The sequence below is a fragment of the Microcoleus sp. N3A4 genome (genome assembly GCF_036701805.1).
GTDB lineage: Bacteria > Cyanobacteriota > Cyanobacteriia > Cyanobacteriales > Microcoleaceae > Microcoleus.
The window spans coordinates 33,860-60,761 of the sequence record NZ_JAUBRJ010000045.1 but is presented as its reverse complement, the minus strand read 5'-3'; the positions used below and the strand labels follow the sequence as shown (position 1 = coordinate 60,761).

The 26,902-nt window shown below is 44.4% G+C and carries 30 protein-coding genes, 1 tRNA gene and 1 pseudogene; 11 read left to right on the top strand and 21 right to left on the bottom strand.

Annotation, left to right across the window (positions count from 1 at the left end):
* On the top strand, positions 1-351 hold a 351-nt coding region (locus QUA56_RS23405), incomplete at its 5' end, for a transposase family protein (RefSeq protein WP_445242944.1).
* A 465-nt stretch (positions 352-816) separates the two neighbouring features.
* On the opposite strand, the gene QUA56_RS23400 is transcribed toward QUA56_RS23405, so the two are convergent.
* The 4 genes from QUA56_RS23400 to ndhL form a co-directional block, all read right to left on the bottom strand.
* Complete coding sequence (locus QUA56_RS23400) at positions 817-1,443, bottom strand: DUF6658 family protein (protein WP_333362258.1); 627 nt, start codon at positions 1,441-1,443, stop codon at positions 817-819.
* A gap of 497 nt (positions 1,444-1,940) precedes the next feature.
* Positions 1,941-2,738, bottom strand: coding sequence for a tryptophan synthase subunit alpha (gene trpA, locus QUA56_RS23395; protein WP_333362255.1), 798 nt, complete (start codon positions 2,736-2,738; stop codon positions 1,941-1,943).
* Positions 2,739-2,930: 192 nt separating this feature from the next.
* Positions 2,931-3,236, bottom strand: coding sequence for a DUF3007 family protein (locus QUA56_RS23390; protein ID WP_333362253.1), 306 nt, complete (start codon positions 3,234-3,236; stop codon positions 2,931-2,933).
* Complete coding sequence (ndhL, locus tag QUA56_RS23385; RefSeq protein ID WP_333362249.1) at positions 3,237-3,452, bottom strand: NAD(P)H-quinone oxidoreductase subunit L; 216 nt, start codon at positions 3,450-3,452, stop codon at positions 3,237-3,239.
* 198 nt (positions 3,453-3,650) lie between these two features.
* Here ndhL and QUA56_RS23380 point away from each other — a divergent pair.
* A tRNA-Leu gene (locus QUA56_RS23380) sits at positions 3,651-3,735 on the top strand.
* A gap of 78 nt (positions 3,736-3,813) precedes the next feature.
* Here QUA56_RS23380 and QUA56_RS23375 read toward each other — a convergent pair.
* Both QUA56_RS23375 and QUA56_RS23370 read right to left on the bottom strand, forming a co-directional pair.
* Entirely contained in the window at positions 3,814-4,098 is a 285-nt protein-coding gene (locus tag QUA56_RS23375; RefSeq protein WP_333362246.1) for a flagellar alpha dynein, read from the bottom strand.
* 32 nt (positions 4,099-4,130) lie between these two features.
* On the bottom strand, positions 4,131-4,463 hold the full coding sequence (locus tag QUA56_RS23370) for a hypothetical protein (RefSeq protein ID WP_333362243.1): 333 nt from the start codon (positions 4,461-4,463) through the stop codon (positions 4,131-4,133).
* Positions 4,464-4,804: 341 nt separating this feature from the next.
* Here QUA56_RS23370 and QUA56_RS23365 point away from each other — a divergent pair, with 341 nt between their 5' ends.
* A complete protein-coding gene (locus QUA56_RS23365; protein WP_333362240.1) occupies positions 4,805-5,155 on the top strand; it encodes a hypothetical protein in 351 nt (116 codons plus the stop codon).
* Between the two features lie 157 nt (positions 5,156-5,312).
* Here the strand turns inward: QUA56_RS23365 and QUA56_RS23360 are convergent, their stop codons facing one another.
* The 10 genes from QUA56_RS23360 to QUA56_RS23315 form a co-directional block, all read right to left on the bottom strand.
* On the bottom strand, positions 5,313-8,081 hold the full coding sequence (locus tag QUA56_RS23360) for a DUF3854 domain-containing protein (protein ID WP_333362237.1): 2,769 nt from the start codon (positions 8,079-8,081) through the stop codon (positions 5,313-5,315).
* A gap of 562 nt (positions 8,082-8,643) precedes the next feature.
* The gene (locus QUA56_RS23355) at positions 8,644-8,922 is read right to left on the bottom strand and encodes a hypothetical protein (RefSeq protein WP_333362235.1); all 279 of its coding nucleotides are present in this window, start codon (positions 8,920-8,922) and stop codon (positions 8,644-8,646) included.
* Positions 8,915-9,460 (bottom strand): hypothetical protein, encoded by a 546-nt coding sequence (locus QUA56_RS23350; protein ID WP_333362232.1) that lies wholly within the window; start codon positions 9,458-9,460, stop codon positions 8,915-8,917. Before QUA56_RS23350 ends, QUA56_RS23355 begins: the two co-directional genes overlap by 8 nt.
* Positions 9,451-9,714: a hypothetical protein gene (locus QUA56_RS23345; RefSeq protein WP_333362229.1), complete on the bottom strand. Its 264-nt coding sequence runs from the start codon at positions 9,712-9,714 to the stop codon at positions 9,451-9,453. The genes QUA56_RS23350 and QUA56_RS23345 overlap by 10 nt, the downstream gene beginning before the upstream one ends.
* Positions 9,714-10,226 (bottom strand): hypothetical protein, encoded by a 513-nt coding sequence (locus tag QUA56_RS23340; RefSeq protein WP_333362226.1) that lies wholly within the window; start codon positions 10,224-10,226, stop codon positions 9,714-9,716. The genes QUA56_RS23345 and QUA56_RS23340 overlap by 1 nt, the downstream gene beginning before the upstream one ends.
* Complete coding sequence (locus QUA56_RS23335) at positions 10,223-10,708, bottom strand: hypothetical protein (RefSeq protein ID WP_333362223.1); 486 nt, start codon at positions 10,706-10,708, stop codon at positions 10,223-10,225. Before QUA56_RS23335 ends, QUA56_RS23340 begins: the two co-directional genes overlap by 4 nt.
* Complete coding sequence (locus tag QUA56_RS23330; protein ID WP_333362220.1) at positions 10,701-11,033, bottom strand: hypothetical protein; 333 nt, start codon at positions 11,031-11,033, stop codon at positions 10,701-10,703. Before QUA56_RS23330 ends, QUA56_RS23335 begins: the two co-directional genes overlap by 8 nt.
* A gap of 161 nt (positions 11,034-11,194) precedes the next feature.
* Complete coding sequence (locus QUA56_RS23325) at positions 11,195-12,631, bottom strand: hypothetical protein (protein WP_333362217.1); 1,437 nt, start codon at positions 12,629-12,631, stop codon at positions 11,195-11,197.
* Between the two features lie 253 nt (positions 12,632-12,884).
* Entirely contained in the window at positions 12,885-14,660 is a 1,776-nt protein-coding gene (locus tag QUA56_RS23320) for an ATP-binding protein (protein ID WP_333362214.1), read from the bottom strand.
* Positions 14,661-14,912: 252 nt separating this feature from the next.
* A complete protein-coding gene (locus QUA56_RS23315) occupies positions 14,913-15,050 on the bottom strand; it encodes a hypothetical protein (RefSeq protein WP_333362211.1) in 138 nt (45 codons plus the stop codon).
* Between the two features lie 142 nt (positions 15,051-15,192).
* On the opposite strand from QUA56_RS23315, the gene QUA56_RS23310 reads away from it, so the two are divergent.
* Both QUA56_RS23310 and QUA56_RS23305 read left to right on the top strand, forming a co-directional pair.
* The gene (locus QUA56_RS23310) at positions 15,193-16,113 is read left to right on the top strand and encodes a radical SAM protein (protein ID WP_333362208.1); all 921 of its coding nucleotides are present in this window, start codon (positions 15,193-15,195) and stop codon (positions 16,111-16,113) included.
* Positions 16,106-17,419 carry a photosystem II assembly protein gene (locus QUA56_RS23305; protein WP_333362205.1) on the top strand — a complete coding sequence of 438 codons (1,314 nt, stop codon included), beginning with the start codon at positions 16,106-16,108 and terminating at the stop codon, positions 17,417-17,419. The genes QUA56_RS23310 and QUA56_RS23305 overlap by 8 nt, the downstream gene beginning before the upstream one ends.
* Positions 17,420-17,566: 147 nt before the next feature.
* Here the strand turns inward: QUA56_RS23305 and QUA56_RS23300 are convergent, their stop codons facing one another.
* Entirely contained in the window at positions 17,567-17,830 is a 264-nt protein-coding gene (locus QUA56_RS23300; RefSeq protein WP_333362203.1) for an FmdB family zinc ribbon protein, read from the bottom strand.
* A 63-nt stretch (positions 17,831-17,893) separates the two neighbouring features.
* Positions 17,894-19,069, bottom strand: a complete 1,176-nt coding sequence (gene fmdA, locus QUA56_RS23295) for a formamidase (RefSeq protein ID WP_333362201.1) — start codon at positions 19,067-19,069, stop codon at positions 17,894-17,896.
* Positions 19,070-19,272: 203 nt separating this feature from the next.
* Between fmdA and QUA56_RS23290 the strand changes: the two genes are divergently transcribed.
* The 6 genes and pseudogenes from QUA56_RS23290 to QUA56_RS23265 all read left to right on the top strand — a co-directional run.
* A complete protein-coding gene (locus tag QUA56_RS23290) occupies positions 19,273-20,148 on the top strand; it encodes an urease accessory protein UreD (RefSeq protein ID WP_333362199.1) in 876 nt (291 codons plus the stop codon).
* Positions 20,149-20,310: 162 nt separating this feature from the next.
* On the top strand, positions 20,311-20,613 hold the full coding sequence (gene ureA, locus QUA56_RS23285; RefSeq protein ID WP_015179363.1) for an urease subunit gamma: 303 nt from the start codon (positions 20,311-20,313) through the stop codon (positions 20,611-20,613).
* A 33-nt stretch (positions 20,614-20,646) separates the two neighbouring features.
* Positions 20,647-20,958, top strand: coding sequence for an urease subunit beta (locus QUA56_RS23280; protein WP_333362196.1), 312 nt, complete (start codon positions 20,647-20,649; stop codon positions 20,956-20,958).
* A gap of 67 nt (positions 20,959-21,025) precedes the next feature.
* Positions 21,026-22,027 (top strand): DUF91 domain-containing protein, encoded by a 1,002-nt coding sequence (locus tag QUA56_RS23275; protein ID WP_333362193.1) that lies wholly within the window; start codon positions 21,026-21,028, stop codon positions 22,025-22,027.
* Between the two features lie 5 nt (positions 22,028-22,032).
* Positions 22,033-23,790, top strand: coding sequence for an urease subunit alpha (ureC, locus tag QUA56_RS23270; RefSeq protein ID WP_333362190.1), 1,758 nt, complete (start codon positions 22,033-22,035; stop codon positions 23,788-23,790).
* A gap of 212 nt (positions 23,791-24,002) precedes the next feature.
* Positions 24,003-24,339 (top strand): annotated as a pseudogene (locus QUA56_RS23265) (CHAT domain-containing protein); the annotation flags it as partial.
* A gap of 209 nt (positions 24,340-24,548) precedes the next feature.
* Here QUA56_RS23265 and QUA56_RS23260 read toward each other — a convergent pair.
* From QUA56_RS23260 to QUA56_RS23250, 3 genes are all read right to left on the bottom strand, one after another.
* Positions 24,549-24,998: a hypothetical protein gene (locus tag QUA56_RS23260; protein ID WP_333362187.1), complete on the bottom strand. Its 450-nt coding sequence runs from the start codon at positions 24,996-24,998 to the stop codon at positions 24,549-24,551.
* Between the two features lie 11 nt (positions 24,999-25,009).
* Entirely contained in the window at positions 25,010-25,435 is a 426-nt protein-coding gene (locus QUA56_RS23255) for a type II toxin-antitoxin system antitoxin SocA domain-containing protein (RefSeq protein ID WP_333204768.1), read from the bottom strand.
* A 449-nt stretch (positions 25,436-25,884) separates the two neighbouring features.
* Entirely contained in the window at positions 25,885-26,877 is a 993-nt protein-coding gene (locus tag QUA56_RS23250; protein WP_333362183.1) for a pentapeptide repeat-containing protein, read from the bottom strand.
* Positions 26,878-26,902 lie beyond the last annotated feature (25 nt).

Below are 26,902 nucleotides of genomic sequence, written 5' to 3'. Positions count from 1 at the left end.
ACTGCTTTTGGACCAGGGCATTGCCATGACTTTAACTTATTCAAAAAAAGTAAAGTTCATTTTCATCCCGCAACCAACAGCTTACAAGATAGTGGCTATCAAGGGATAAAGGACTATCACACCAATAGTTATATCCCTAGAAAGAAACCTAAAAATGGGAAACTTTCTCAAATAGAAAAAGACTACAATCGAGTTTTAGCACAGGAGCGAATTGTAATTGAACACGTTAATCGGAGTCTCAAAATTTTTAAAATATTGTCGAGTCGTTATCGGAATCGCCGCCGCCGTTATGGTCTGCGTTGTAATTTGTTGTCAGCAATTTACAATTATGAGTTAGCTGTAGGGGATTAAATTTAAAACCTCTAATTATAACATATATCTTTTTTGCAAGAGGTCTAATATAGCTCGATCGCCAAAATATCCGGTACCGATAAAAAATTTATTACCTTAAAAAGTCAAAATACAATCTATAGAAATTATAAATAATCCGTAGTGAAATAAGTAGCACTCCAGTCCCCCCCAAGAAAGGACAGGGCAGTTTCATTCTGCTGAAACCCGCGCTGCGCTCTACTTCCGGGCTAATAGCCCTCCCGGGGGTTAAAACCGAATCAAATAGTAATATGCAGTCGTCTTCAGAGGAAATTTGCTAAATTCCGACAGGGATTAAAACCCCTGTCGGAATTTAGCTTCCAGAAAAGGAAACAGTGTTATTTGAGATTAGTCGATCGCGTGTGCCATTTTTTTGGCTGCTCGTTGAGTTCTGTCAATATTTCGATTCACTTTCTAGCGAACCTTGTCCGAGGCATCTTCAGCGTTCTATTTTGCATTGCGCGCTGCATCTTTGACATTTTCTTGGACTTTATCGGCATTATATTTCAGCGACTCAGTACCCTCTGCTACTCTTTCTTTTACTCCTGCGGTGGCTTCTTTAACAGCGTCTTTTGCTTCTTTCAAGCCTTCGCGAGTGTTTTCTTTAAGATTAGCAAACCCTTGTTTGGTTTTATCGCCAAAATCATCAGCTTTGCGCTGAGCCGTGCGAACATTCTCATTCACCTTTTCACCAATTTTGTCGAGTTTGTCTGACGCATCGTCTCCTACCCGTCGCACGTTTTCGCCTACATTGTTGCTAGATTTGGTGTCGATGCGCTGCTGCGCTTGCTCTTTCAGAAGCTGAGCTTTTGCTTCTACTGATGTCAGCTTTTGGTTTCTGGGATCGACATCGCTGTACTCGTTCATGCCGCCTTTGTATTCGGAAGTTACAGCCTCTGTCGGCACTTCTTCTCTAATTTGGTCGGCAGTTCTTCCTGCGATCGCATCAGCTTTTCCTGCCGTTACATCAGGGCGACTGCAGGCAGTGCTCACTAATACTAAAATGCCAGCCAGAAACACTGTTAAAATTTGTACAGCTCGAATTTTTTTCAGAAATGCAGTTAGTCTCTTCATAAAAATGCTCCTTTCTATTGTGAGATGCTCAAATGCCTAGTGGTTCTGTAGATGGCTAGCATTACAAATTACCAAATTAGACACTTAAACACTTTTTTAAGTATACGAATAGAAACAGGAGCTTTTCATCTATCCCAAGTTACATTCCTCAAGTTATAGTAGAAGGAAGAAAGAAGAAGGAAGAAGGAAGAAGGAAGAAGGAAGAAGGAAGAAGGAAGAAGGAAGAAGGAATGGACAATCCTCAATCTTCTACCAATTATTAAAAGTCGCATCCGCACCGGACACGGCAATTTCGTTTCCCTACATGGCTGTTTTGTTCTCCATGCGCGCACTATGTTGAAATGTTTTGCGTGTTCGGCTCAAAAAAAACCTTCCGGTCAGGAACCAGAAGGAATGAGGTGTATGATCTCAAGTACAACAAGGTCTTTAATCGCAATTGTCGTCGCACATCCCGATCGCACACATCTGTCTAATGGCTGAAAGTATCTGGACAGTTGCTAAGGATTTTGAATCGCTGTTTTTAGACTCTTGCAGAATTCGCCGATCGCTTCTAAACCCTGTTCTGGAGTACCTTGGGCCAAGCGTTTGACAAAAGCACTGCCAACAATCGCAGCGTCTGCACCCCATTCTTTCACTTGGCGAGCGTGTTCGGGTTTCGATATACCAAACCCGACGCCGATGGGTTTGTCGGTGATGCTGCGGAGTTCTTGCAGCAACTCTTTTGCTCGCGTTTCTAAGCCTTCGCGCACTCCGGTAACCCCCGTCACGCTGACCAAGTAAATAAATCCTTGAGACTCCCGAGCGATCGCTTCTATGCGACTTTTGGGACTTGTCGGAGCAACTAATAATGTTAGTTCAATCCCTAATTTGTTGGCAGGTTGGATGAGACTGTCGGCTTCTTCTAAGGGCAAGTCTGGTACAACCAATCCCTGAACTCCAGCACTTTTGATTTGCTGCAAGAAGGTTTCTATACCTCGGTACAAAATCGGATTGTAGTATGTGAAGAGAATGATGGGCGATCGCAAATTCGGACTAACTTTCGCTACCATTTCCAGCACCGCATCTAACCGCGTTCCCCGCTGCAGGGCCCTAGTAGCGGCGGCTTGAATCACCGGCCCGTCAGCTAGCGGGTCAGAATAGGGAACGCCAAGCTCGATCGCATCTGCACCGTTATCATCCAAAATTTGCAGTGCTTTAGCCGTTGTCTCCAAGTCTGGGTCGCCAGCAGTAATAAAAGGAATCAATGCACATTGGTTGCTTTTTCGCAACGTTTCAAAACAATTAGAAATAGTCATTAGTTATTAGTCATCAGTCATTGGTCATCAGTCATCAGTCATTAGTCATTAGTCATTAGTCAACGGTCATTAATTGGTAGTCAATATTCCTCATTCCTTAGTTTTTAGTCTGCAGCCCTTATTTCACCGTTTAGTGCTAATAACTAATAACTAATAACTAATAACTAATGACTAATGACTATTGACTATTGACTAATTATCTTTTTCCTGCTCTATTTCGGCTTGAAGTTTGGCTAATTCTTCAGGAGTGAGTTCATCGAGCCGCTTCTGCAAGACAGCTTCTTTGTACTCTTGTAGTTGCTGACTGTAGGTCATATTTTGAGTAAGTGCGCGAAATAAATAAGTCACCAGCCAGCCAATCAAGCCGGCGACCAAAAATAACTGACTCCAAATCCCTGCATTCATGCTGTCGAGTCCGGCGAATTGCAGCAGCAAGTAGACAAACCCACCTGCTACAAAAAAGCCGATCGTGATTCCAATTACGTCAATACGTCGCATTTAGGCTTCAATCTGCCGCCGTTTGGGCCGAAAATTCAAAAATGGAGCTAGGAGAAACATACCTGGGAAGAAGAAGAACATCAAGAAGTACATGAAGCCGCGCTCAACAGAGGTAGCCACGTACCAGCGGGTGTTCAGGTAAGCGTAGGTAGCCGCGGGTACTACCAGGAGGTAGGCTCCTGCCAAGACGGCGTAAAGCAGTAAGGTAATATACATAGATTTGCTTTAGGGGAATAATAACACGGGTAAGTGGGATGGCACGCTCCGCTAGCTGGTTAACTATTGTACCGCTTGGGGAGATCCAGCGCGACTTTTGAGAATTTTTTGATTAGGGGTTGCGTAAATTGGGGTTTTGGCTGTAGAATAAAAGGCTGTTGTTGTGATTGGCTCAAATCCACAGCAGCTTCACGAAAGGGGGGCGTGGCGGAATGGTAGACGCTACGGACTTAAAATCCGTTGACCCGAAACGGTCGTGTGGGTTCAAGTCCCTCCGCCCCCATGAATTTCCATCCTTTCTCAGTCAATGGTTTCAGATTTATTGTCCGAACCAGAGTTCTGTTTTCCGCTCATCTTTCGCTCAGTTCCGCTCTTGATAGTGGTCGAGTATTTCCAAAACCACCTCTATATCCGCCAAGTTTGCCCCGGACTTTTTGCGCCTGGTTTTCAATTGGTTGAGCAAGTCGGCTGGCTCTGGAAATTCTGCGACGATCGGAGCTGACTTTTTACTTTCATCCCGATCGCCCTGCACTTCCTTGAGTTCTTGCTCCAGCATCTGAACCTTCAGTCCTAAATCGCCGTTGCGCTCGTGTAACTGATTCAGTTCTGCATCCCATTCTGCAAGTTGCTTGTTGGCCGCTTTCAATTCCTGCCTGAGTGATTCATCGTTGCCATCGCTCAGGCACTCAATTTTCCCAGCCGTTCCTCAATGGCGGCCATCCGCTCCATCACGGGGTCAAGACTTGAACTTACAGCTTTGTCTACAACGTCTACAATATTTGTAGACGCGACGCTATCATTGCTTCGTGTAGACAAATTTGTAGACAGTGTAGACAGCGCGTTAGTGTTGTCTGGCGTAGACAGTGTAGACAGTGCTTTAGACGTGCCTGACACTTTCCTGAGAATGCGTTGTGCAGCTTGACTTACCGACTCATCCTCTAGTCTCTGAGCTTCTATCCAGTTGAGGAAGTGACCGGAAGCTCTGAACGATACGACTTGACTTTGACTCATTGTAGACACCTGTATACAGCATTTGTCTACAATAACTGATTTCTGTCTACACTGTCAACAAATTGTCTACAAACTTTGTTGACATGAAAATCGCTCCTAGTGACATACTTATAGCTTTAGAGTTTGATACGATCAAAACGTGGGCCGGGGGGGACAGCTCTTGTGGCCCGCCCCCCCCCGGCCGCGACAGTCAGATTTAAGGCGCCGCAGGCAACCGGGTCTTAGTAATACCCGGTATAACTAAGAAAAATAATAATAAATTAATATATTAGAAGGCTCAATCTGTTTGGGATACAGCCATTTTTGAAACGATATAATTAATCAATATTTCCTTTGATTTCATGATTAAATCAGTTAAGGCTACCAGACGCGGCGGAAAGCGATCGGGTGCGGGTCGTCCCTCTACATGGTCTACAAACGATATTAAGGCGATAAGAGTGCCATGTTTATTGGTTGACCAACTGCTAGAGATTGCTCGATACCTTGATGGGCAAGAATGTTTCCCCCGCCCGTTTTATTCTTTTGAGGATGAAGATTCCAAAGATTTTGATGCTCTCAAAGCCATGCAGTTAAATTACTTGCATAGTTGTGCTGGGGCTTTGACTCACCAAAATAATCAGTTACGCATTGAGATTGAAAGCTTAAAAGCAGAATTAAAATCTGCTAAAAAACGAAGGTTGAGATTGATTTGATTTCTTTTCTTCTCTAGCGGGATTTTTCTGAAGTTCCGCTAGTAACCTCCGCCAAAGTGCATAGACTCCGCCGGAACTTCGGAAAAATAGCCGCCACCAGTGGGGTTACATAAACTTTTGGGTAACTTTCACTGGTGGTTGTTGTGGAAACGATCGCTTAGATTTTCCGCAGATTGCAGAACAGCATGGAGATTATGCGGCCACCTTTCATTCCTTCCCGCTCTTGCCAGTCAACCTTGCAACTGATGCTCGTGTGAATCTCAACGATGCGACCGTGCCAGTTGTAGCTAGAGTCCTCTGGCTTATTGCCAGCCACTTTGTCTCCGACTCTGAAAGCTTTGATGGGGTCAGAGCAAGGAATGCCAGTTAGTAAATCTGCCATTTTTTGTCGCTCGTCATCGGTAAGTTGAGAGAGTAAATTGCAAAGTTCCGCAAAAGGTGAGGAAACTGGGTTGGCAGGGTTGGCAGCGCTGTGTGTAAGGGTTTGTGGGTTGGCAACTGGGTTGGCAGTATTTTTTGCCAATTCACTTGCCAACTCAGTTGCCAACCCTGTAACGCTTGCTGTATCTATTGCCAACTCTGCCAACCCAGTTTTGTGAGTTCTCGTGGAACTTTGCACGAAGTTGATTCCCATTAAGAATTTTTGCCCTCTCCGTTCTGGGTTGTCGCGGTCTTCACAACGATGCTTTGTTAATTTAGGGAAAATCTCGCACAACCTTGCATACAACTGGTTTACAGCTTTCACCGGGGTGTCGTACTTGTTAGAAAGTTCGTTCCAAACCAGCTTTTGCTTGCCCTTGTCGCTGACCTCAATCTCTAAAATCCCAGATTCCACATACCAGTCTTGCAACTGCTGCCACAAATCTGTAACCCAAACACGTCCACTAGCCTGAACCTCCAAACCAACCTCGCGCGCAAACTGCCAAAGGTGCCGGCTTTCTTCTTGAGCTTCCCGCATCGCCTCACGAGTTGCCTTGTAGTCAATACCCTCAGTCAACAGCAGTGGCAACCGCTCCAACATCTTGTTAAGCATCGTCGGCGCAATCCGCTCAAGGATAAAATTCTCATCATCCTTAAAACGCGGGTCAGCTTCCAATTCGCCCTGAGACAAGTCAGCATCACGCTTGTAGGTTTTCTTAAAACTCAGGATGCCATAGCGGTCATCAATGGCCGCTGTCCCCCCAGTGATGGACGGTAGTTTATTGCAGTTGGCCAAAAAGATAGCGGCAGGCTTGTACTCGTAGCTGTCCTTACCCTTGCGCTCAATGTCAAGAGGGTCGCCGGTGATGAACTGCTTAAGACTCTGAATGGTATCCAAGTCTACTTTTGCAGTATTTTCAGAAGCCCAGTTACAGGTGCTTCCTTCAATTCCTGCCAGAGAGAACTTGCGGCCATTGTCGTAAGACCTGAAATCAGACAGCGATTTCCCAGTCATCCCCCGCCCAAAAACAGCGGCCAAAACAGCCCTCAGCGTATCCTTGCCGTTAGACCCCTCGCCGTAGCACAGCAAACCTTTAACGCCCCGCCCCGTCAACTTGGAGCGGACAAGCTTTAAATTCAACGCAGCAGCAGCAGTCCGCAAAAATATCTCACGCTGCGACGGCTCCAAGCATTCCAGAAGGCGATCGCAATCCGTTGAGTCAATGTCGGGGTCATATGTGCAGCCAACATAGGTATAGACTTGGTTAGGGTCATGTGGCACAAGCGAGTGAGAGCCATCAGGATTGATTTTCACTATCCCCTTAGAAGAGTTCAACCCATCAGGATTGATGGTATTAGGGTCTACGGCCACAGCTAAGACCATACAGTTGTAGACCTCGTTAGCACTGGCAGAGTTAAAACGATTGCAGCGATATTTCCCTTTTACGAATTCAGAGTAAGTGCTCAACCAGTCAAGAATACGTCGCTTCTCGGCAGCTTCCGATCGCAGTTCGTAATGAGTTCCAGTGAACTCAAAAAGCTGCCCCGCTATCGATACCCAAGGCTTGTCAGAATACAGTGCCTCAATGGCTTTATGCACGTAGTTTTGCTCTGGATTTGGTGCAGTGTCTGGGATGTAATCATTTGCATTACTGTCATACTTCTGGCATACTACTAATTCTCGCGTGCGCGGGTGAGGAGTTAAAGAAATATTAGGGTTAGAAGCGTCTATTTTGCGATCGCCTTTCTTAACCTGTTTCTCCCACTTATCTAGAGTTGGCGCGCTTGCTACAGCCTCCTTGAACGCCTCACCACCGTTAGCTTTGATGAAATCATCCATCCCTTTAAACTTGGTATCCCAGACCGTGATGTGTACCTCACACCCACACTCAACCAACAAGCGGCCAAACTTCAAAATGGCTGCACGGCAAGATGGGTTGGCCGCATAGTCGGAGTCAAAGTCTATATAGTGAACGGTTCCGGGTTCTGCCCACTCCTTTACAAAGTGTGCCAGTTCCCCGTCTTTACCCCAGTTCCACACACCTGTTAGGGCAATGGTTGCAAGCCCAATACTCAACCCAGCCCCTGCTTTCTTAGTTCCCTCAGTCCAATGGCGAACGATGGACTTGTCAGCGTGAACTTTTGCCCAATAATCTTTATCAGGCATTGCTAGGAAGATTGCGTCGGGTTCCATGCCGCTACCTGTGAGGTATTTGCGCGGTTTAGAACCTTCTGGCTGATGCGGTTTGTCGGGTTTGCCTTGTCCGCACCAGTTGCCGGCCCGTTCACCAGTTTTCCAAAGGACGCCGCGACACCACCAGCCCTCCGTTTTGATGGGTTCCTTTGGACGGATGCGCTCGTTGAGTTCTTTGGCGGTAAGCGATTCGATGTTGAGAGAGGCGATCGCTTCTGATACCGCTGAGCCTTCAACCCACTCAGTCAGGTGCTTGCGGATGAAAGCATTAAATTTTAGAAATGCAGAATTTGATGTATCATTTGAATACATGGATTTAGCCCGTCCTCTGGACAGGTTGAACGTTTATAGGTTCCAAAAAGCCGTTGCAATATCAGGTTCCAATTGATGAAGGCAGCGGTTTTTTGGTGTTTGTGGGTTTTGAGATATAGCTAAAATTTGGAACCTAGCTCTTGTTCACCAAAAAAGCATGGTGAAAAAAGCCAGTTTCCCCGTACCAATGGGTTCTTCAGCTTAGGGTTTGTAAATTGGTGTGTTGCATCCTTGGTACGCGCAGCCCGCGTAGCTGCCAGTTTCCCGGACTCTGCTTAGATCCGCCCTCCCGCATGACTCTACTTTGGAAAGATTCCCGCAGAAATTTGCTTAAGGATATTTCAAAAACCCACTCAAGCCGAACATCTTGCGCCTACTCTTTCTGATTCCAAAGCTTTTTCTCGGTCTAAACGGCCGAGAGTCGCCTATAGATTAAGCTGTGTCGCCACAGCCTGGGACTCCACCAATTGCCTATTTGGTCTTAACAGATAACCTAAAGCACCCTTGTTTCTAGGGCCACCCTTGCGGGGCTAGGACTGTTTTACTTGTCTTGAATTTTACCTCAAGTTTGGTTCGATCGCCTCTTGCCACCGAGTACCGCGTCATAGGGCTTCGGCTGTGGTTCGTTGGGATTGGGTGCTGTGGGTGCAGATGTTATTACAAGCGGTGTTCTTACGTTATTTAGGTAGTAGGCAAACTTATTTGCGTCACCCCGCTGAGCATGATATTTTTCCTTGCTATTCCACACGCAACCCTTCGTTCTTAAAAATGCCAAGGTGTTGGTAATTTCTGTTTTAGTTCCTATCACTCGGAAGCTTCCTAGTTGTAGTGATTCACTCATTGAGTTTCCCCTCAAACTGTTTCAAAATTGACTCTAATTTTACCTTGCCATCTGCAAATTTTCGCCCTCCCATTTTGAGGACATTCTCAACAATCCAAGTCACCGACTTGCCCGCTGACATTGACTTACAAACTTCCAAGTAAACTAGGTAATCTGGGTTATCGGAAGTGGAAGCGCTATTCTGTAAGTCGTTTTCATACATAGCTTCCAGCGATTTACGTTCAGCTTCCACGTCAAGCCCAGGGGAAGCCAGCATAAGTTCCGCTTCCTGCTGCCTTTGTTGCTGTGAAACGTAAGCTGATGTTGAGATTTCATCAATTACATCAGCGGTAATAGCCCGCTCCTTAATTACCTCGATTTCGGCTGACTCAGACAGTTTGTAAGCAATACTACCAGCCTTCACAGCACAGGCAATCCCCGCACACAAACTCATACCCTGGACTGCTTTGTGCCAGCTTACTTTTTTGTCAAGTGCGCTCAAAGGAGCTAGCCACAGCGCCACTGCTGACGCGCTCAAAACAAACATTTTTAGGTGCATACAAACACCCCCAAACCTATCAGCAACACAGCCAAACCGCTGACCAAAAGTGCCTGCAATTGGGTGACTGAGATTTTCAGTAGTTGGCTGAGGGAGTAGTCCAACAGCCAGCACATTACCCAAGCGATTGCGACTGCTGCTAGTAAAAAAGCGATCGCTCTTGTTGCCATCGGATGCAAACTCGCTATCCACCCCAGAAGGGAGGAAGCGATGCATCCGGCAACAAAATAGTTAGCCAGATACATCGCTTTCATTAGTTCGCCCATCCCGTGAGTTTGGCTTTAATCGCATCAATCCGAGTCCTGGCGTCGGAGTCTGCTTTATCTATCCCCAAACCTAGCCGAGCATAACCAGGGCGCAGACCGTGGAGTTTTTTCGCCAGACCAGCGTTAGCCCGTACCTTGCCGAGCTCATTTTCGGCAACCGCTCCCTCATATTTGCGGTGTTCTTTGTGTACAGTTTTGTCGGCCGCTTCAATTTTGGTCAAAGCTTTATAGCCTCGTTTGGATTGTCGGGCACCATCAACTTTTTCCTTTGCCAGTTCCTTCAGCCCGTCTGCCTCATCCTTTGTGAAATATCGGGGAGCTGGCACAACGGGTACACTGCGGACTGAGCCGAAGTTACCAGGATTTGTAGGAGTTATAACTCCGGCGTCAGTAGCCGCCAAAACTTTTGATTTGTCTATGGCGTGTCCGCCGTCGTTGGCAGCCGAAAGTTTACCAGCGTCGGACTGACCGCTGCCAAATAGTCGCAGTTGTAAGCTCATAATTTTGTCCCTATTTGAATGTTGATGCGAACTGGGGAGGGAAATAAATTCAAGGGATTGATTTGTCGCCACATGGACATTGCCAGCACAAAGACTCCCGCCGATGCGAGTACGAGTGCGATGAGTTGCCCAAAATCAACCCAGTCCAAAAAGGTGGAATTCTGGCGGGTAAAACCGCAGACAGGAAATGAACCGTCGTTAGTCCAGTCAAGAGTGTCTACACTGTCTACAGAACCGTCTACACGAAGCAAGTCAGGTGTCGTGTCTACAGCATTGTCTACAAAGTCTACATTATCTAGGGTTTTGTCTAGCAGCGTGTCTAGCGTTTCGCGGTCAACAAGGTACACTTCAAGCAGCGCTTCCCACGTAGAAGTTTTTGAAAGCTTGCCAAACTGTCGGGCGTCTTCATTGGTGAAGCCACAGGAAAAAGCGATCGCCTTGAGTTGGTCGATGCGACGGTAGCTGACAATGGGTTTAGTCATGTTCAACCGCCTGCATTAACTTAAAAGCTTCCTCCAACTTATCGTTAAGAAGTGCAAGACTTGCTGGAACGTATTCGTAATAAGCATCGAGTAGTAAGGAAGCTTGAAAACACCTTGCATCATCCAAAAATTTAGATTCAGTCAGGCAAGTATCAAGACATTCAAGAAAAATTTCTCGGTGGCGAGTATTGGCAAGTTCGTCCACGCTACGACGAACCAATAAAAAAACTCGGTCAAACGTTTTGCGGTCAACAACAATTTTGTCGTTTGACTCAAACGTAAAGAGTTGCGATCGCCCGCAAGGACAATCGGCTGAAAGTGGCATAATTATTAAGCTCCAAGCGTTGGAATAGAACGGTTGGGGAAGTCGTGACTTGGTTAGCGGGTCCAATCGCTAGTCAGTCGCGCATCAATCTTCCTTAGTTACTCACGATTGCAGACTCACAGTTCCTTGTCAACACAGGGACTGTAAAGTTTTGTTTCAAGTTATTCAGTGAGTAACTCCATCACTTCGTCGGGCGTAATGCCGTAAATAGCGGCTAATAACTGGATATTTTTTGCATCGCCACCCAATTGTTTAAGCACCCCAATTGCACTACCCAGAGGAATAGCTTCTTTTGTTGAATGAGTTAGCAAGTCAATTGTCGTCTTAGTATTGGCTCGTTTTTTATAAGTACCTTCATTCATCTGTGTTGAATGCCCCAAACTCTTAGCTCTCGTTTCTTGAGACATTCCCGCCATTTGACCATTAAGATTCGCCAAATGACGTAACGCATGAGACTGAGTAAAACCTTTGTTCCATCTTTTCAAAGCTCTCCTAGCGCGGTCGTTGTAGACACCAACAATCACCTTGGGATTGCTTGAGTTTGAATGAATTTCAGGCAACTTGCCTGTTCTAATGTCTAGACGCTCTATCAAGTCATGATGAGTAGGCGGAAGCATGGGAACACACAATCGGCAGCCTGTTTTGGTGGTGGTATCTAATAGTGTTTTGTCACCAACTACAGCAATCATTTTTTTATTGTTTGGCTCAGTCAAGGCAGGGATGATAACACCATCCTTTGTCTTAAATGGTTTGTCTATATTCTGAACGGCAAAGACCTCGTGAACTCGGAAGCCGTACACTACTTGCATCGAAAACACCCACAACCATCGCTTACGCGATTCCAAATTATAGCGTTTATCATCATCAGGGATACTCAATACATCATCGTGAAGCTTCAAGAATTCATTGACCGATAAGGTTTGAAGGTCTTCACGAAATTCTGTTTGCGTACCGTCAATCTCTTTAAGGCGAATGAGCAAATCGGTATTACCAATAGCCTCAGCTAGCTTCCGCATAGCGCACAGGCAGTTTTTAAAACATTTAGTCCCTGGTTTTTTGCTGTTAACTACTGACAAAATGTCTATTAAATTTACAATCCTATCTTTTGGCAATAGCTTGAAATAGTCCCCATAGACACATCTCCAAGAATACTGCTGACTAATGCTATTTCTGTCGCGCTGCTGACGGCGTTTAGTACGTCCATCCCAGTATTCTTTTTCTACTTTTGCGATAGCTTCACTGAACGTCATTAAATCATTCTTGACGACGTTCTTTTCTAGGATTACATCATCGTACCAGCTTAAAAACTGACTCTCACTAGAGAAAGATTGTAGTGCGCTAGCAACTAGGTGAGTTTTTCTCAGAGCATCAGTAATACCTTGCATCGTTAGGTAGCAGCCACAGGTTTTATTGACCCGCTTGTCACCTAGTTTGAATTGGAGGGTAATGTAAGACCCCTTAGCCTTGCTATCCTTCTTTAGTCCTACCCCTTTGGGGCATTCTTTCTGTGCTTGCTTGAAGTAGTCGAGAATCCGCTCGTAGCCGATCAGGTAATCAGCACTGGTGCTTACTGTGACGGAATTAGATTTCTCGCTCATTTTTCGCTCAATCCTCTAACAGTGTTGAGTTTGCTTGCTGTATTCAGCGTACAGCAAGCTACTTAGTTTTCGCTCAAATGCAAAACAGAACTTTCAGTGTGAGTCAAAAGAAGAGCTGGAACGACGCAAAATCGTAGATTCAAAGCAAGGCGCTAATTCAAGTCCCTCCGCCCCCATAAAATTTAGGTTGAAAGTGCGATACACGCCGATTCTCGACTTCTGAAAAAAATCGTGAATCTGTGTGTATCGTGTTTTACGCAGCAAGGGGCAAAGTAATTACAAATTCCGTGCCCTGTCCTATTTGAGAATTTACCTCAATTTTGCCGTGATGCTTGGCAAGGATTTGATCGGAAATAGCCAATCCCAATCCAGTGCCTTTGCCGATCGACTTTGTAGTAAAAAATGGGTCAAATATCTGTTGGGCACTTGCGGATGCAATTCCCGGCCCGTTATCCCGAATCTTGACGGTGACAGTATTGTCTGCCGCAAATTCCGTGCTAATCCAAATGGTTGGCGAATACCCTTTGTCTTCCTTTTTTACCTCCTCCAACGCATCTATGGCATTGCCGATCACGTTCATAAATACTTGATTTAGTTGCGCTGGATAGCACTCAAGCGCAGGCAACTTGCCGTATTGTTTAATAACTTGAATACCTTGTTTGAGCCGGTGATTGAGAATTACGAGGGTGCTGTCTATTCCTTCGTGAATGTCGGCTGATTTCATTTTTCCGTCGTCCGATCGCGAAAAATTCCGCATGGATACGACAATTTCGCGAATGCGATCGGCTCCCATTTTCATCGAAGAGAGGGTTTTTGGCAAATCTTCTCTGAGAAATTCGAGTTCAATGTCTTCGATGCGCTCTAGAATTGCATCTGGTGGGTTTGGATAGTATTCTTGATAGAGAGTTACCAGGTCTGCCAAATCTTGGATGTACTGGTTGGCATGGTCAATGTTGCCGCCGATGAAGTTGACGGGATTGTTGATTTCGTGGGCTATCCCTGCAACCATTTGACCGAGAGACGACATTTTTTCGGTCTGAATTAATTGGGATTGAGTTTGTTTGAGTTCTTCTGTATACTCGCTAACTCGCTGAATCAAGTGATTGAAAGAGGTCGCTAAAACTCCGATTTCGTCTTCGGTTGTGACTGGTACTTGCAGGTTAAAATTCGATTCGCGAGTGACTTGCTGAGCAAAATTAGTGACGGTTTCGAGGGGTTGGGCGATCGCGCGGCTGGTTTTCTCCGCCAGCGCGACGGCGATGAGGGCTGAAATTAGCATACTCGCCAGAATAATGCGGTTTCGCAAACCTTCAGCTTCTTCTAATGCTTTGATTCCTTGCTGCTTGTGAATTTGTACTGTAGAAATTAGCTCGGTTAAACTCTGAGCAAGGTTATCTAGTACGATCGCCTCTTGGCCGCTGCTAGTCCTCAACATTTGTAGCTGTGCGGACTCGATGCTGTTGGGAGGCAAATTCCAAACTTCCGCATCTTTTAACTGCAATTTAATTAGCTGACTGTAGTAATCAATGACGAGGGCAGATTTTTTCAATATAGCCTGGAATGCTGCCTCTTCTGTTGCTAGTTCCTCGGGATTTTCTCGTGCGAAAGATGCAATTTCAGAAATCAAATTTTTCGCCTGATTGATTTGCCCGAAAAACCTATCTTGTTCGTATTTCAGCCCCACCGTGTTTCCCAAAACGACTGGCAATCTCGTCGCGTGCGATCGGGCTTCAAATACGGTATTTTGCAAATTTTGCAGCAGTTGCTGCTGCTGTTGGGCAACATTTACCTGAACTAAAGCTTGCTTGCGAAAGTAGTCTCCCAATTTCAGTCCCGCACCAGTTCCCAAAATCGCTATGCCGATAGCTAAAGCATAACCGTAGCTAATTTTTTGGCCGATCCGCAAATGCTTGCATCCTCCCTTTAGCCCACTTAGATTAATAGTTGAAGTCTGTAACAAGTTTTTTTGAGCAGAGCGATATTGCTCTACATTGCTATTTGGGGACTGAGTGTGGGTAAATAATAACATTGGAACTTCCTCCCAAACCAATCAGGAGTAATTGAGCGAATAAAGGCACTTATGCACTTATAGTAAAGGCAGAAAGCAGTTTTGAGTGTTTAATTTAGAATTTTGCAATTTTTTAACTCAAAACTCACAGATCGCAACTCAACGCTTCCCCTAGTATCTCTGTTTTTAGACTAGAGTGTTTGTGATCTATATCAACAATTTATGTGATTATACGCAGAGTGACCAAATTTACGATCGCTGCGATTAGTATTTTTAGTTAGTTGGGGCAGAAGGCCCAACTACGGGTTCTCCCCGTTTTTCTTTTTCTGCCAGTTCTAGGTTTAATTCCAGCACTTTTGCTAATATCATCGCTGTCAGTGAGTTTAAAGAGCTGACTTGTTGGTTATTCAAAAAACTTCTTGTAAAGTTGAGTAATTCCCCAGTGTTTGACGAACATTTGTTGAGTGCGGTACAGTGAAGTAGTAAGATCGAAGCGCCATCGCCTTTCTCATTCCTAAACATTTTTCATTCTCATACTGTAGTAGGTTCAATCATGGTAAAGTATCACTATGAAGGATATTCCGCCGGAAAACACACCGTCTTACTCAGAGAAAACTTTGGAACTGCCAAAGTGTATGCACAAAATGCACAGTCAGTGCTTAACAAAGCGACTGGATTTATCAATGCTTACGATTTCACGCTGAATCCTTATCGCGGGTGTCAGTACGGATGCAGTTATTGTTATGCTGCTGCTTTTAGCCCTAATTCACAGATGCGGCAGGATTGGGGAAATTGGGTAATTATCAAGCAAAATGCAGCGGAAATTTTAAAGAAAGAGTTGCATAGTTGGTACAATAAAAACCCCGAGCGACCACCTAGCATTTACATGAGTAGTGTCACAGATCCGTATCAGCCAATTGAATCTAAACAGCTATTAACTAGGTACTTGTTACAAGTGATGGTTTCCTATCAACCGACGCTGGTTATCCAAACTCGCAGTCCTATGATAACTAGAGATGTCGATATTTTACAGCAATTTCAGCGGTTGCGAATTAACATGAGCATTCCCACTGGTAGCGAAAAAGTGAGGAAAGATTTTGAACCAAAATCGCCGAGTATTCCTGCTAGACTCAAAGCTATTGAAAAACTGAGATACAGCTTTCCTTACCGAGAAAATTGCGAAGTCAGATTTTCTATAACTGTGACGCCACTACTCCCTACCTTACCGGAAGATGAAGCTGATTTTATTAACAAGCTGGCAGTGGTGGATCGGGTGGTGATTCAGGATTTTCATGCCAGCAACGGGCGATCGCTAATTGCGTCAACGCGCTCAGAAGCATTAGCTCTTAAACAAAAGTACGCTTGGTGGTACAATAGCGAACAAGAAAGTTATCAAACATTTAAAAATAAATTAATTGCGATGCTTCCGGGGGTTGAGATTATGGAAGGTAAAGAGGGATTCGGCTATGAGTAATCCGCTAGTAAATTGGTGGCGTTCCCATAAGTTTAACGAAGCCGTTAAGAGTCAAAATAATCGACTTGCCAAACAACTGTTAAAACAAATACAAAATTCCGGTGCAAAACTCTCATGGCAGCAGAAGCTATTTAAAGAGCGCCTACAGCTTGAGAAATTATTGCAGAAAAAAAATGACCGCATCAAAGAAGGCGATCGGCATTTAGCAGAATTAGAACTGCAACTAAGCTTCGGGCAACTTGACGATTCGCTGGCGCGGATTGATGAATTAACGTTGTTTCCAGACAAAAAATTTATTGAATATATTTCAAAATCTTTCAACTTGATAGACTGCGATGAAAGTATGATGCAATGCACTGGCATTGATGAGAAGGTATTTAATAATTTTGAACAACATCTGGCTGGCTTCATCAAGAACGAACTTAATAACTTCAGCCGTGAAAAAAATAATGTTGATTATTTACTTCAGCAAGCTATTGACGATATTCAAAAGCTGAAAGAAGGACAAGATCCTCAATACAATTTTGAGCTTAGTCCTCACATCTATTTAATGAGGTATTTCCTAGATAACGTTTATTGTACATATCTAGCTTGGTTCTTGATTTACAAGGCAGGGTTATTACCAACTACAGTCAATATCCTTGATATAGCGGCGGGGCCGGGTACTGTTGCTTACGGACTCGGTTTGTTGCTGCAAAGCAGTAGCGACTTTTTTTCAATGCCGCCAATGCACATATCCTACTACTCTCTGGAACAGCAAAAAGCTTTTCAATATCGCGGACTCCAGTTTTGGCGGCAATATATGGAACCCCAGGCGATCAATGCTTACTTTCGGTTTGACACTTCTAGTATCTTTGATAGCGCCAATCAATCTAAAAGGCTGCCCAGAAAATTCTTTGACTTTATTGTGATTTCTCACTGTTTTTTTTACGATGATGAGAGAAGAGAAAAATCCCATCAAATTTATAAGGATATATTTATAAATACCCTGACAGATTCGGGTTACGTTTTGCTAATTATTCAAGAAAGAAAGTTGCTTAAGGCGTACAATGTTCGTCGAGTTAATGATTGCCAACAGGAGCTAAGTGTAGTAAAACAATTTGTTGATGAGCTGGGCTTAAACTTGGTTTGGTATAAATATTTACGCTCAACCGATAGCAGGACATCCCATCCTAACTTTGCAAAATTTGCTAAAGAAAATCTACCTTTACAGAAATTTATCAGTCCGCTTTTCCGCCAGCACTTTAAGTTACCTTATGACTTAAGTTATGCAGTTGATGACTATGTGATATTGGCAAATAAATAAGTACAAAATACTTCCTTGGCCCGCCAGGGAATTAAGTCCCTGTCTAATAGCCAAAGTCGGTTTAAACCGACTGAAATACTAACTTGACAGTCCTCTTTTAGAGGACTTCAGCTTTGATGCAGGGGTTTCAACCCCTGCCGGATTGCATCAGTGACCGATCATCCAAGGTCGTCCGCCTCGGTGTTCGCGATTCCGCTGCGGTTTAGGTTCCTCACAACGCTTAACTAGCTGCGGTTCCTGATTTTCCTGACCCTTCAAACGCAGCTTTCCAGTTAGAATCATCGGCGGGGAAAAGATGCGTTTAGCAACAGTTTCGCAACTCGGGCAAAGCACAGGTGTATCTGATTCGGCAAGAGGGCGCCACTTATCAAAAATGCCGCAAGTTTCACACCTAAAATCGTAAAGAGGCATAGCAATTTTGGATTGTAGATTTGGATGCAATGAGTAGGCGGCGGGCAGCGCCCGCCTTAATAATTAAGACGGCAGAATATCCATCTCAAAAATTTCTGTCGGTAAAGCAATTGTGCAGCAAGCATTGGGAATATCCACAATGCCGCTGATCCTACCTTCAACTGGTGCACAGCTTAACAGCAAATACGCTTGTTCTCCGGTAAAACCAAACTTTTTCAAATATTCGATCGCATTCAAACAAGCTCGCCGATAAGCAACGTGGGCATCCATATAATACTGTTTGCCCGTAAATTCATCAACAGAAATCCCTTCAAAAACCAGGTATTCTGAATAGCGCGGTTCCACCGGCCCCGGTTTGAAAATTGGGTTGACCATTGCGTATTTATCCATACCGCCTTTGATAATATCAACGTGGAGGTCGATAAACCCCGACATTTCAATTGCGCCGCAGAATGAAATCTCCCCATCTCCTTGAGAAAAGTGAATATCTCCCATCGAAAGTTTCGCACCTTCGACATAAACCGGAAAGTAAATTCTCGAACCCCGCGACAAATTTTTAATATCGCAATTGCCGCCGTGTTCGCGGGGAGGAACAGTGCGCGCCGCTTCCGCCGCAACTCGCTCGAATTCAGATGCTTTCAGCGACCCCAAAATTGCATTTTTGGGGTTCGGCAGTTCTGCTAAAGGCGGCACTCGATCGGGATTTGTGGCTACTAATTCCGCTTCCCGTTTGTTCCATTTATTCAACAATTCGTGAGAAGGCGCGCAGCCGATTAAACCCGGATGAGTAATCCCGGCAAACCGCACTTTTGGTATGTGTCTGGAAGCGGTATAAATTCCCTGGAAATCCCAAATTGCTTTAGCAGCAGTCGGAAAATGTTCGGTCAAAAAACCGCCGCCGTTTTCTTTAGCAAAAATTCCCGTAAAACCCCATTCGTCCCCTTGCAAAGCCCCGATATCGAGGATATCGACTACTAAAATATCCCCGGGTTGCGCGCCGTTAACGTAAATTGGCCCGCTCAAAACGTGAACTACTGTTAAGTCTACATCGCGAATGTCGTCGGGGCTGTCGTCATTTTTAATTTGTCCGTCTGTCCAGTCTTTGCACTCGATGCGAAATACATCGCCGGGATTGACGGAAACTACTGCTGGAATATCTGGATGCCAGCGATTGTGACCGACTAATTCCTGTTCTGACATCGGTTTGGTCAAATCAACTTTGAAGAGAACTTGAGGCATAGTCTGCACTCCTTTAGTTACTAATTTTACATGGTATGGGCATCTTCCCCGATCGGATGCTTGAGAAATGTAAATTGTTATACTAATTCAGTGCAGATCCGAAAAATTTTTCAGATAACGATTATCATTATTTATAAAATAACCGGGCTGCGCGGCAGTTGTGGTATGTTTTTGATAGTGAATGTTTTGAATTTCAAAAATCTGTGACTGAAACTTCGATCGCACAAGATACAGATAACGTTAAAAATGGATGGCACGGCTACCTGAATTTAACCTACGCCAACCGCAACGGCAAAACTCAAATTATTCGCAATGAAATGCAAGCACCGCTGAAGGTGCAGCGCCCGTTTTATCCTGAAGGGAAAGACGTTTGTCACAGCGTAATTTTGCACACGGCTGGGGGAGTTGTCGGGGGCGATCGACTTTCCAGCCATTTTCACCTCCAACCCAACGCCAAAGCCTTGATTACCACGGCCGCCGCTGGTAAAATCTATCGCAGCAGCGGACTAAAATCACAACAAAATATTGACATTCAGCTAGATATCGGTGCTAATTTAGAATGGCTGCCACAGGAAACAATAGTTTTTGACGGCGCAATATATCGGCAACATTTGCGGGTAGAATTAGCACCAACAGCGAGGATTTTACTGTGGGAAATTACCCGATTTGGACGAAGTGCTAGGGGCGAAAAGTTCTTGTCTGGAGAATGGCGATCGCACACCGAAGTCTGGCAACAAAACAGCCCCTTATGGATTGACAGACAATTGCTCAAAGGTGGAGAAACAATGATCGAAAGTCCTCACGGTTTAGCAGGAAAACCCGTAGTTGCTACCCTCGCTTGGGTAGGCGAATCTGTTACAGCCAAACTCGTGGAAAAAGTGCGAAATTTGCCATCCGAGGCAACAATTTATCCTGGTAATTCCACCGTCGGCGTGACTCGTATTCCTCACGGCTTGCTGTGCCGATATCGCGGTACATCCACCACCGCAGCTAGAGACTGGTTTGTCAGCATTTGGCACTTGCTGCGCCTATCTTTTTCAGAACGCCCTTGCTGTTTGCCCAGAGTTTGGATAAAATAGGATTATCTTTGAGTTTCAATGTATAGTTGCCCTCCTAACTGTATTATTCATCTCTCTCTTCTCTTCCTCTGCGCCCTCTGCGCCCTCTGCGGTTAAATCATTCACAAACAACCGTAAACGATATCATAACCAAATAATGCGATCGCACTTACAAGAATAAAAATGCAACTCACCCCCCAAGAAAAAGACAAACTGCTGATTTTCACCGCCGCCCTGGTAGCAGAGCGCCGGAAACAAAGAGGTTTAAAATTAAACTATCCAGAAGCACTAGCCTACATTTCCGCAGCCATTTTAGAAGGAGCCAGAGATGGCCTCACCGTCGCCGATTTAATGAGTTATGGCACAACTCTCCTGACGCGGGAAGATGTGATGGAAGGGATACCGGAAATGGTGCATGAAGTGCAAGTTGAGGCGACTTTTCCCGATGGAACTAAGTTGGTGACAGTACACGATCCGATCCGTTAAAAAATCAACCACAGAGACTCACAGGAGGAAAAAATGATTCCAGGGGAAATGATTGTTTTAGCAGGTGAAATAGAATTAAATGCAGGGCGTGAAACAGTACGGTTGCTGGTAGGAAATAAAGGCGATCGCCCGATACAAGTCGGTTCCCACTATCACTTTTATGAAGCGAACGAAGCCTTGGCATTTAATCGAGAAGAAGCAAAAGGAATGCGGCTGGATATCCCCGCAGGTACAGCAGTCCGATTTGAACCCGGAGATGAAAGGGAAGTGCAATTAGTACCGTTTGTCGGCAGTCGTGAAGTCTACGGCTTTAATGGGAAAGTGAATGGTATGTTAGATGAATGAGATTTTTAGATGGATGAGACTTGTTTGCCGAACTTAAAAAGAATAATTAGTAGGAGTATAATTCGATATGTCAGATCAAATTAGATTGTGGGAAATATCAAAGGATAAATTGAATGAAATTACCGAATCTAAGTTAGACTTAGAATCTCGTTTGGAAACCTGGCTAGATAATGATATTTCAATCCTAGCAAATGATCTCTTAGTAATTGGTCGGCAAGTGATTACTGATTATGGTGGAAAACTTGACCTTTTATGTATAGATAGGAACGGAGATTTAGTCATTGTTGAGTTAAAGAAGGACAAAACATCAAGAGAAGTAACAGCACAAGCCTTGGATTACGCCTCATGGGTTAAGGATTTGTCAAAGGAGAGAGTTACAGAAATTGCCAATGCTTATTTACTGACTAAAAATGGCAGTAACTTAGAAGATGCTTTCTGTGATAAATTTAGCTCAGAATTCCCTGATATTTTGAATTATCAGCACAACATTATAATTGTAGCTGCACAGATAGATAGTATTTCTGAAAGGATTATTAAATACTTGTCAGAAACTTATGGTGTGAGAATCAATGTCGCAACATTCCAGTATTTCCGTGACTCAAGCGGTAGAGAGTTACTAGCAAGAAAATTGTTGATTGAGGCTGAAATAAAACCTGTAAATACATCAAAAAAAAATCCCAACTTGACCCTAGAACAATTATCTGAAATGGCAGATAGCAATGAATTCGGAAAAGTGTATAGACTACTTTATGACGAAGTTGTACCAGATATATTTTGGATAAATACAACAACAAAAGGTCTGGCATTGAGAGAAAGAAGTCAAAATGGCAAACTTATCTTAAATCTTTTGCTAACTGAAAGCACGCCTAGGAATGGTCTAAAAGTTAAGGTATACATAGATAGAATTTCAAACTATTTAAACATTGATGCAGAAGAGTTTGCTAATTTGTTACCTAACTATCAAGAAATAGAACAAAATGATTCCTTTGGTTTAATTGCTGAAGGATTCTTTAAAACAGAAGAACAGGTTAACCAGTTTGTGGCAAAATTAAATCAAGTAAGGAGCTAATTAATATGAGTTATAGAATGGATCGCCGCGCTTATGCGGAAACTTTCGGGCCGACAACGGGCGATCGCGTCCGGTTAGCCGATACAGAATTATTCATTGAAGTTGAACAAGACTTCACCACCTACGGAGATGAAGTTAAATTTGGCGGCGGCAAAGTCATTCGCGACGGCATGGGGCAATCCCCTATTTCTAATGCTGACGGTGCAGTTGACACGGTAATTACTAATGCTTTAATATTGGATTGGTGGGGCATTGTTAAAGCAGATGTCGGGCTTAAAGACGGGAAAATTTACAAAATTGGTAAGGCTGGAAATCCTTACATTCAAGATAGGGTAGATATTATTATCGGGCCCGGTACAGAAGTAATTGCCGGCGAAGGAATGATTCTTACTGCTGGGGGAATTGACAGTCACATTCACTTTATTTGCCCGCAGCAAATAGAAGTGGCGATCGCCTCCGGCATCACTACAATGATCGGCGGCGGCACAGGCCCTGCAACGGGTACAAACGCCACTACTTGCACTCCCGGGCCTTGGCATATGTACAGAATGCTGCAAGCAGCCGACGCTTTCCCGGTAAATCTAGGATTTTTAGGTAAAGGAAATAGCAGCCAACCTCAAGGATTAGTCGAACAAATTTTTGCCGGTGCAATGGGTTTGAAACTCCACGAAGATTGGGGAACTACGCCAGCAACAATTGACACTTGTTTGAGTGTCGCTGACGAGTACGACGTACAAGTTGCAATTCACACCGACACTCTCAACGAAGCGGGATTTGTGGAAGCTACAATTGCCGCTTTCAAAAATCGGGCAATCCACACTTACCACACCGAAGGTGCAGGCGGCGGACACGCACCGGATATTATTAAAGTCTGCGGCCAAGCTAATGTTTTGCCTTCGTCCACTAACCCGACTCGCCCTTACACTGTCAATACTTTAGAAGAACATTTAGATATGTTGATGGTTTGCCACCATTTAGATCGGGGCATTCCTGAAGATGTGGCTTTTGCTGAATCGAGAATTAGAAGGGAAACTATTGCTGCTGAGGATATTTTGCACGATTTAGGTGCGTTTAGCATGATTTCTTCTGATTCTCAGGCGATGGGAAGGGTTGGGGAAGTGATTATTCGGACTTGGCAAACGGCTCATAAAATGAAGGTTCAAAGGGGGATTTTGAACGGGCAAGATGCCCGTTCCACTGGGGGTTTTGACGGGCAAGATGCCCGTTCCACAGGCGGAGAAAATGACAATTTTCGGGCGAAGCGGTACATTGCAAAATATACAATTAATCCGGCGATTACTCACGGAATTAGTCAGTATGTCGGTTCGGTGGAAGAGGGGAAATTGGCGGATTTGTGTTTGTGGCGGCCGGCGTTTTTTGGGGTGAAACCGGAACTGGTAATTAAGGGAGGGGCGATCGCCTACGGGCAGATGGGAGATGCTAACGCCAGCATTCCTACGCCGCAACCGGTGCATATGAGGCCGATGTTTGGGAGTTTTGGCGGTGCGATTGGGGCGACTTGTTTGACGTTTGTTTCTCAGGCGGCGCGCGATCGAGATATTGCCGCACAGCTCGGTTTGCAAAAGCCCACTGTAGCAGTTTCGGGTACGCGGCAAATTAGTAAAAGAGATATGAAACTCAACGATTATTTGCCACAGATGGAAGTCGATCCAGAAACTTATGAAGTCAGGGCGGATGGGGAATTGTTAACTTGCGAACCGGCAACAGTTTTGCCAATGGCGCAGCGGTACTTTTTGTTTTAACTGATATCTTGCACCATTGTCAGCAACAGGCAAGATGCCTGTTCCACAACATATAAATTTTCTTGTGGGGAGTAGGAATTGGGCAGGAGATCCCTCCCGTGAAAGGTTTATTGACAATGGTGCAATATCTCAGTTTTAACCGATTATACAATCATGTAGATACAGTCTTTGCAGACATGATTCGCGGCACTCGCGATGCTTTGGGTACCAATGATGACGGCTGGCTCACTTCCGCGAAATATTAGATTTAAAATTAAATGCCGAATTAGTCGTTTTAAGTGCTTGCAATACTGGCAGAGGAAAACTAACGGGTGATGGTGTTATTGGCTTATCTTGCTCATTAATTACTGCCGGAGTTCCAGCATCCTTGCCTCTTTATGGTACGTTCCCGACGCTCCCACCGCTGAATTAATGGCAGAATTCTATCGCCAGTTGCAGCAAAATCCTAATAAAGCTCAAGCGTTGCGACAAGCAATGCTAATCACGATGAAAAAGCATCCCGAACCCAGAGATTGGGCCGGATTTACTCTGATTGGTGAAGCAGAGTAAGAGTTTTTAGCCCACATTCCGCACGTCAATTTGTAGTATGGCCAGTCATACGAAAATTCTGAGCAAGTAATACGAAAATTCTGAGTTATTTGACGTTTTATTTGTTTTGTTTGGGTATAAATACTTAGTTTTTTCTGTTTTGGTGTTTGCCAAACTACCAAACAGGTGTAATAATTACATACTACATTTTGAAGTGCGGAATGTGGGTTTTAAGTGTTCTTTTTCTGGGTGGGATACACTTCATGCTTCGGGTCCCACCAAAGTAGCTCCATCACGCCTTGATTGAGTATGCCCCAGATTCTTTCGGTCGCAGATAAGCGTAAAGAAGTGAGTTCATCCAAATCATCTAGATTCATTTCGGTTAGTCGATCGCGGGCTAGTTTAGAGAGCTTATTAATTGGCACGGTATGATTTTGTTTTTTACTGTCAACCAATATCTCCCGCCATGTCATAGACTCAAAGTTACTGAGTTTCGTTTGAATCTCTTTGAGTTTTTCTCCATCAATGTTTTGCCAACCATAGTAAGAGGCGAGTTCCATTTTTGAAATTCGCCATGCTGGATTACGATTGTAGTAATCTTGAGGATTTTCGGCGATTTTTGGTTGTTTTTGAGGAGCTGGCTGGGCTTTGACTTTTGGCTGTTTTTTCTGCTTGGACATGAGGGACAGGATTACAGGCTGCTGTAGTATTCTGCCATTGCAGCGAGTGTAATTTCCTGATTTCCGCGCTGTGTGGCTGCGAGTCCTTTTCTGGCACCGATCCAGGGTTCTTCTTGATGGGTCAAGTCACTCAGCCACTGGGAAGTCCGATCGCCGTAGAATTCCAGGACTTTATCAATAGTTTCTTTTTGGATCGGGGTGAGATTTTCGGGATTACCTGCGATCGCTGAGACGATAAATTGCCCTTTGTGGTGCTGGTAGAGGTCTGGAATAACAGGCCCGTTTGCCCATGCTTCTACGCTTTCAGGAAACAGGGGGGCATCATCCCAGACTAATGACCATGCCTGAGCGTAGTACAAAAGTTTCTGAAGTTTCATCGCGGGGAGTTCGCCTTTTTTGGCGAGAATATAAGCTGCAACGTCTTGTACAGTTGTCATGCTAATTACCTCCGTTTTCATTGTTGCACTGAAACTTTTCTTAATTCTATTATAGTCCATAAATATCGATAATTGGCGCTAATCTTGGAACCCACATTCCGCACGTCAATTTGTAGTATGGCCAGTCATACGAAAATTCTGAGCAAGTAATACGAAAATTCTGAGTTATTTGACGTTTTATTTGTTTTGTTTGCGTATAAATATTTAGTTTTTTCTGTTTTGGTGTTTGCCAAACTACCAAACAGGTGTAATAATTACATATTACATTTTGAAGTGCGGAATGTGGGTTTTAGGATTTCTGGGAGTGGCACATAGAGTAGGCGGTAAGGTAAATCCTTCAGGACTTATATCAATTCCGGTTGCACCAGAGACATGATTTAGAGGACACGGCAGTGCCGTTTGCCTACTCGGATTAATAGTAGGGACACGGCACTGCCGTGTCCTCGGTATCATTCCGATGCTCCATTTGGCATGATTGTACCGCGCAATTGAGCTCCCCCTAAATTAGCAGTGCTCAAATCTGCCCTAATCAAAATTGTGCCGTGCAAAATTGCCTCGCGCAAATCTGTTCTAGCCAGGTAGGCATCAGTCAGATCGGCTTCACTCAAATTTGCCTGATTCAAATTAGCTCGACTTAAATCAGCCCTCACCAAATTAGCTCGACTCAAATCAGCCATAACTAAATTAGCATTGCTCAACTTAACATCAGGAAGAAATGCACCCCGCAAGTTAGCGCCAGCCAATTCAGCATCAATTAACACAGCTCTTTCCAACTTAGCATTTGTCATTACAGCCCAGGAAAAATTTGTTTCTACCAAAGTTGCTTCAGTCAAAAATATGCCATCTAAAATAGCTTCGCTCAAATTCGCCTGAGTCAGATTTGCTTCGCCCAGAGATGCTTCAGTCAAATTCGCTTGACTGAGATTAGCTTTAGTCAAATCTGCACCTTGCAAATTGACGCCCCGCAAATCTGCACCTTGCAAATTTGCACCCCGCAATTTTGCACCCTCAAAAATCCGCTGCTCCTTGCGTAAATTTGCACCCCGCAAGCACGCACCGCGCAAATCGGCACCTTGCAAATTCACACCTCGCATATCTGCATCGCTCAAATTTGCATCGATAAAAACTGCCAAAGAGATGTTGGCTTTGCGAAAGTCTGCACCTTGCAAAGTAGCTCCGTGGAAGTCTGCATCGGACAAATTTGCTCCGCTCAAGTTTGCCTGATTTAAGTTAGCACCGCACAACTTTGCATTAGTTAAATTTGCGCGCTGAAGGTTAATTCTGGTAAGGTACGACATCGCTAAGTTTGCACCCAAGAGGTCAGCACTGCTTAAATTTACGCCAATTAAATCGGCACCGCTCAGGTATACGCCTCTCAGATTCATACCTTGAAAATCTAGTTCTCCTGATATATATCGCCTTAAGATTTCGCTGGCATTCATATTTTTTTTTGTTGTTAATTAGGTA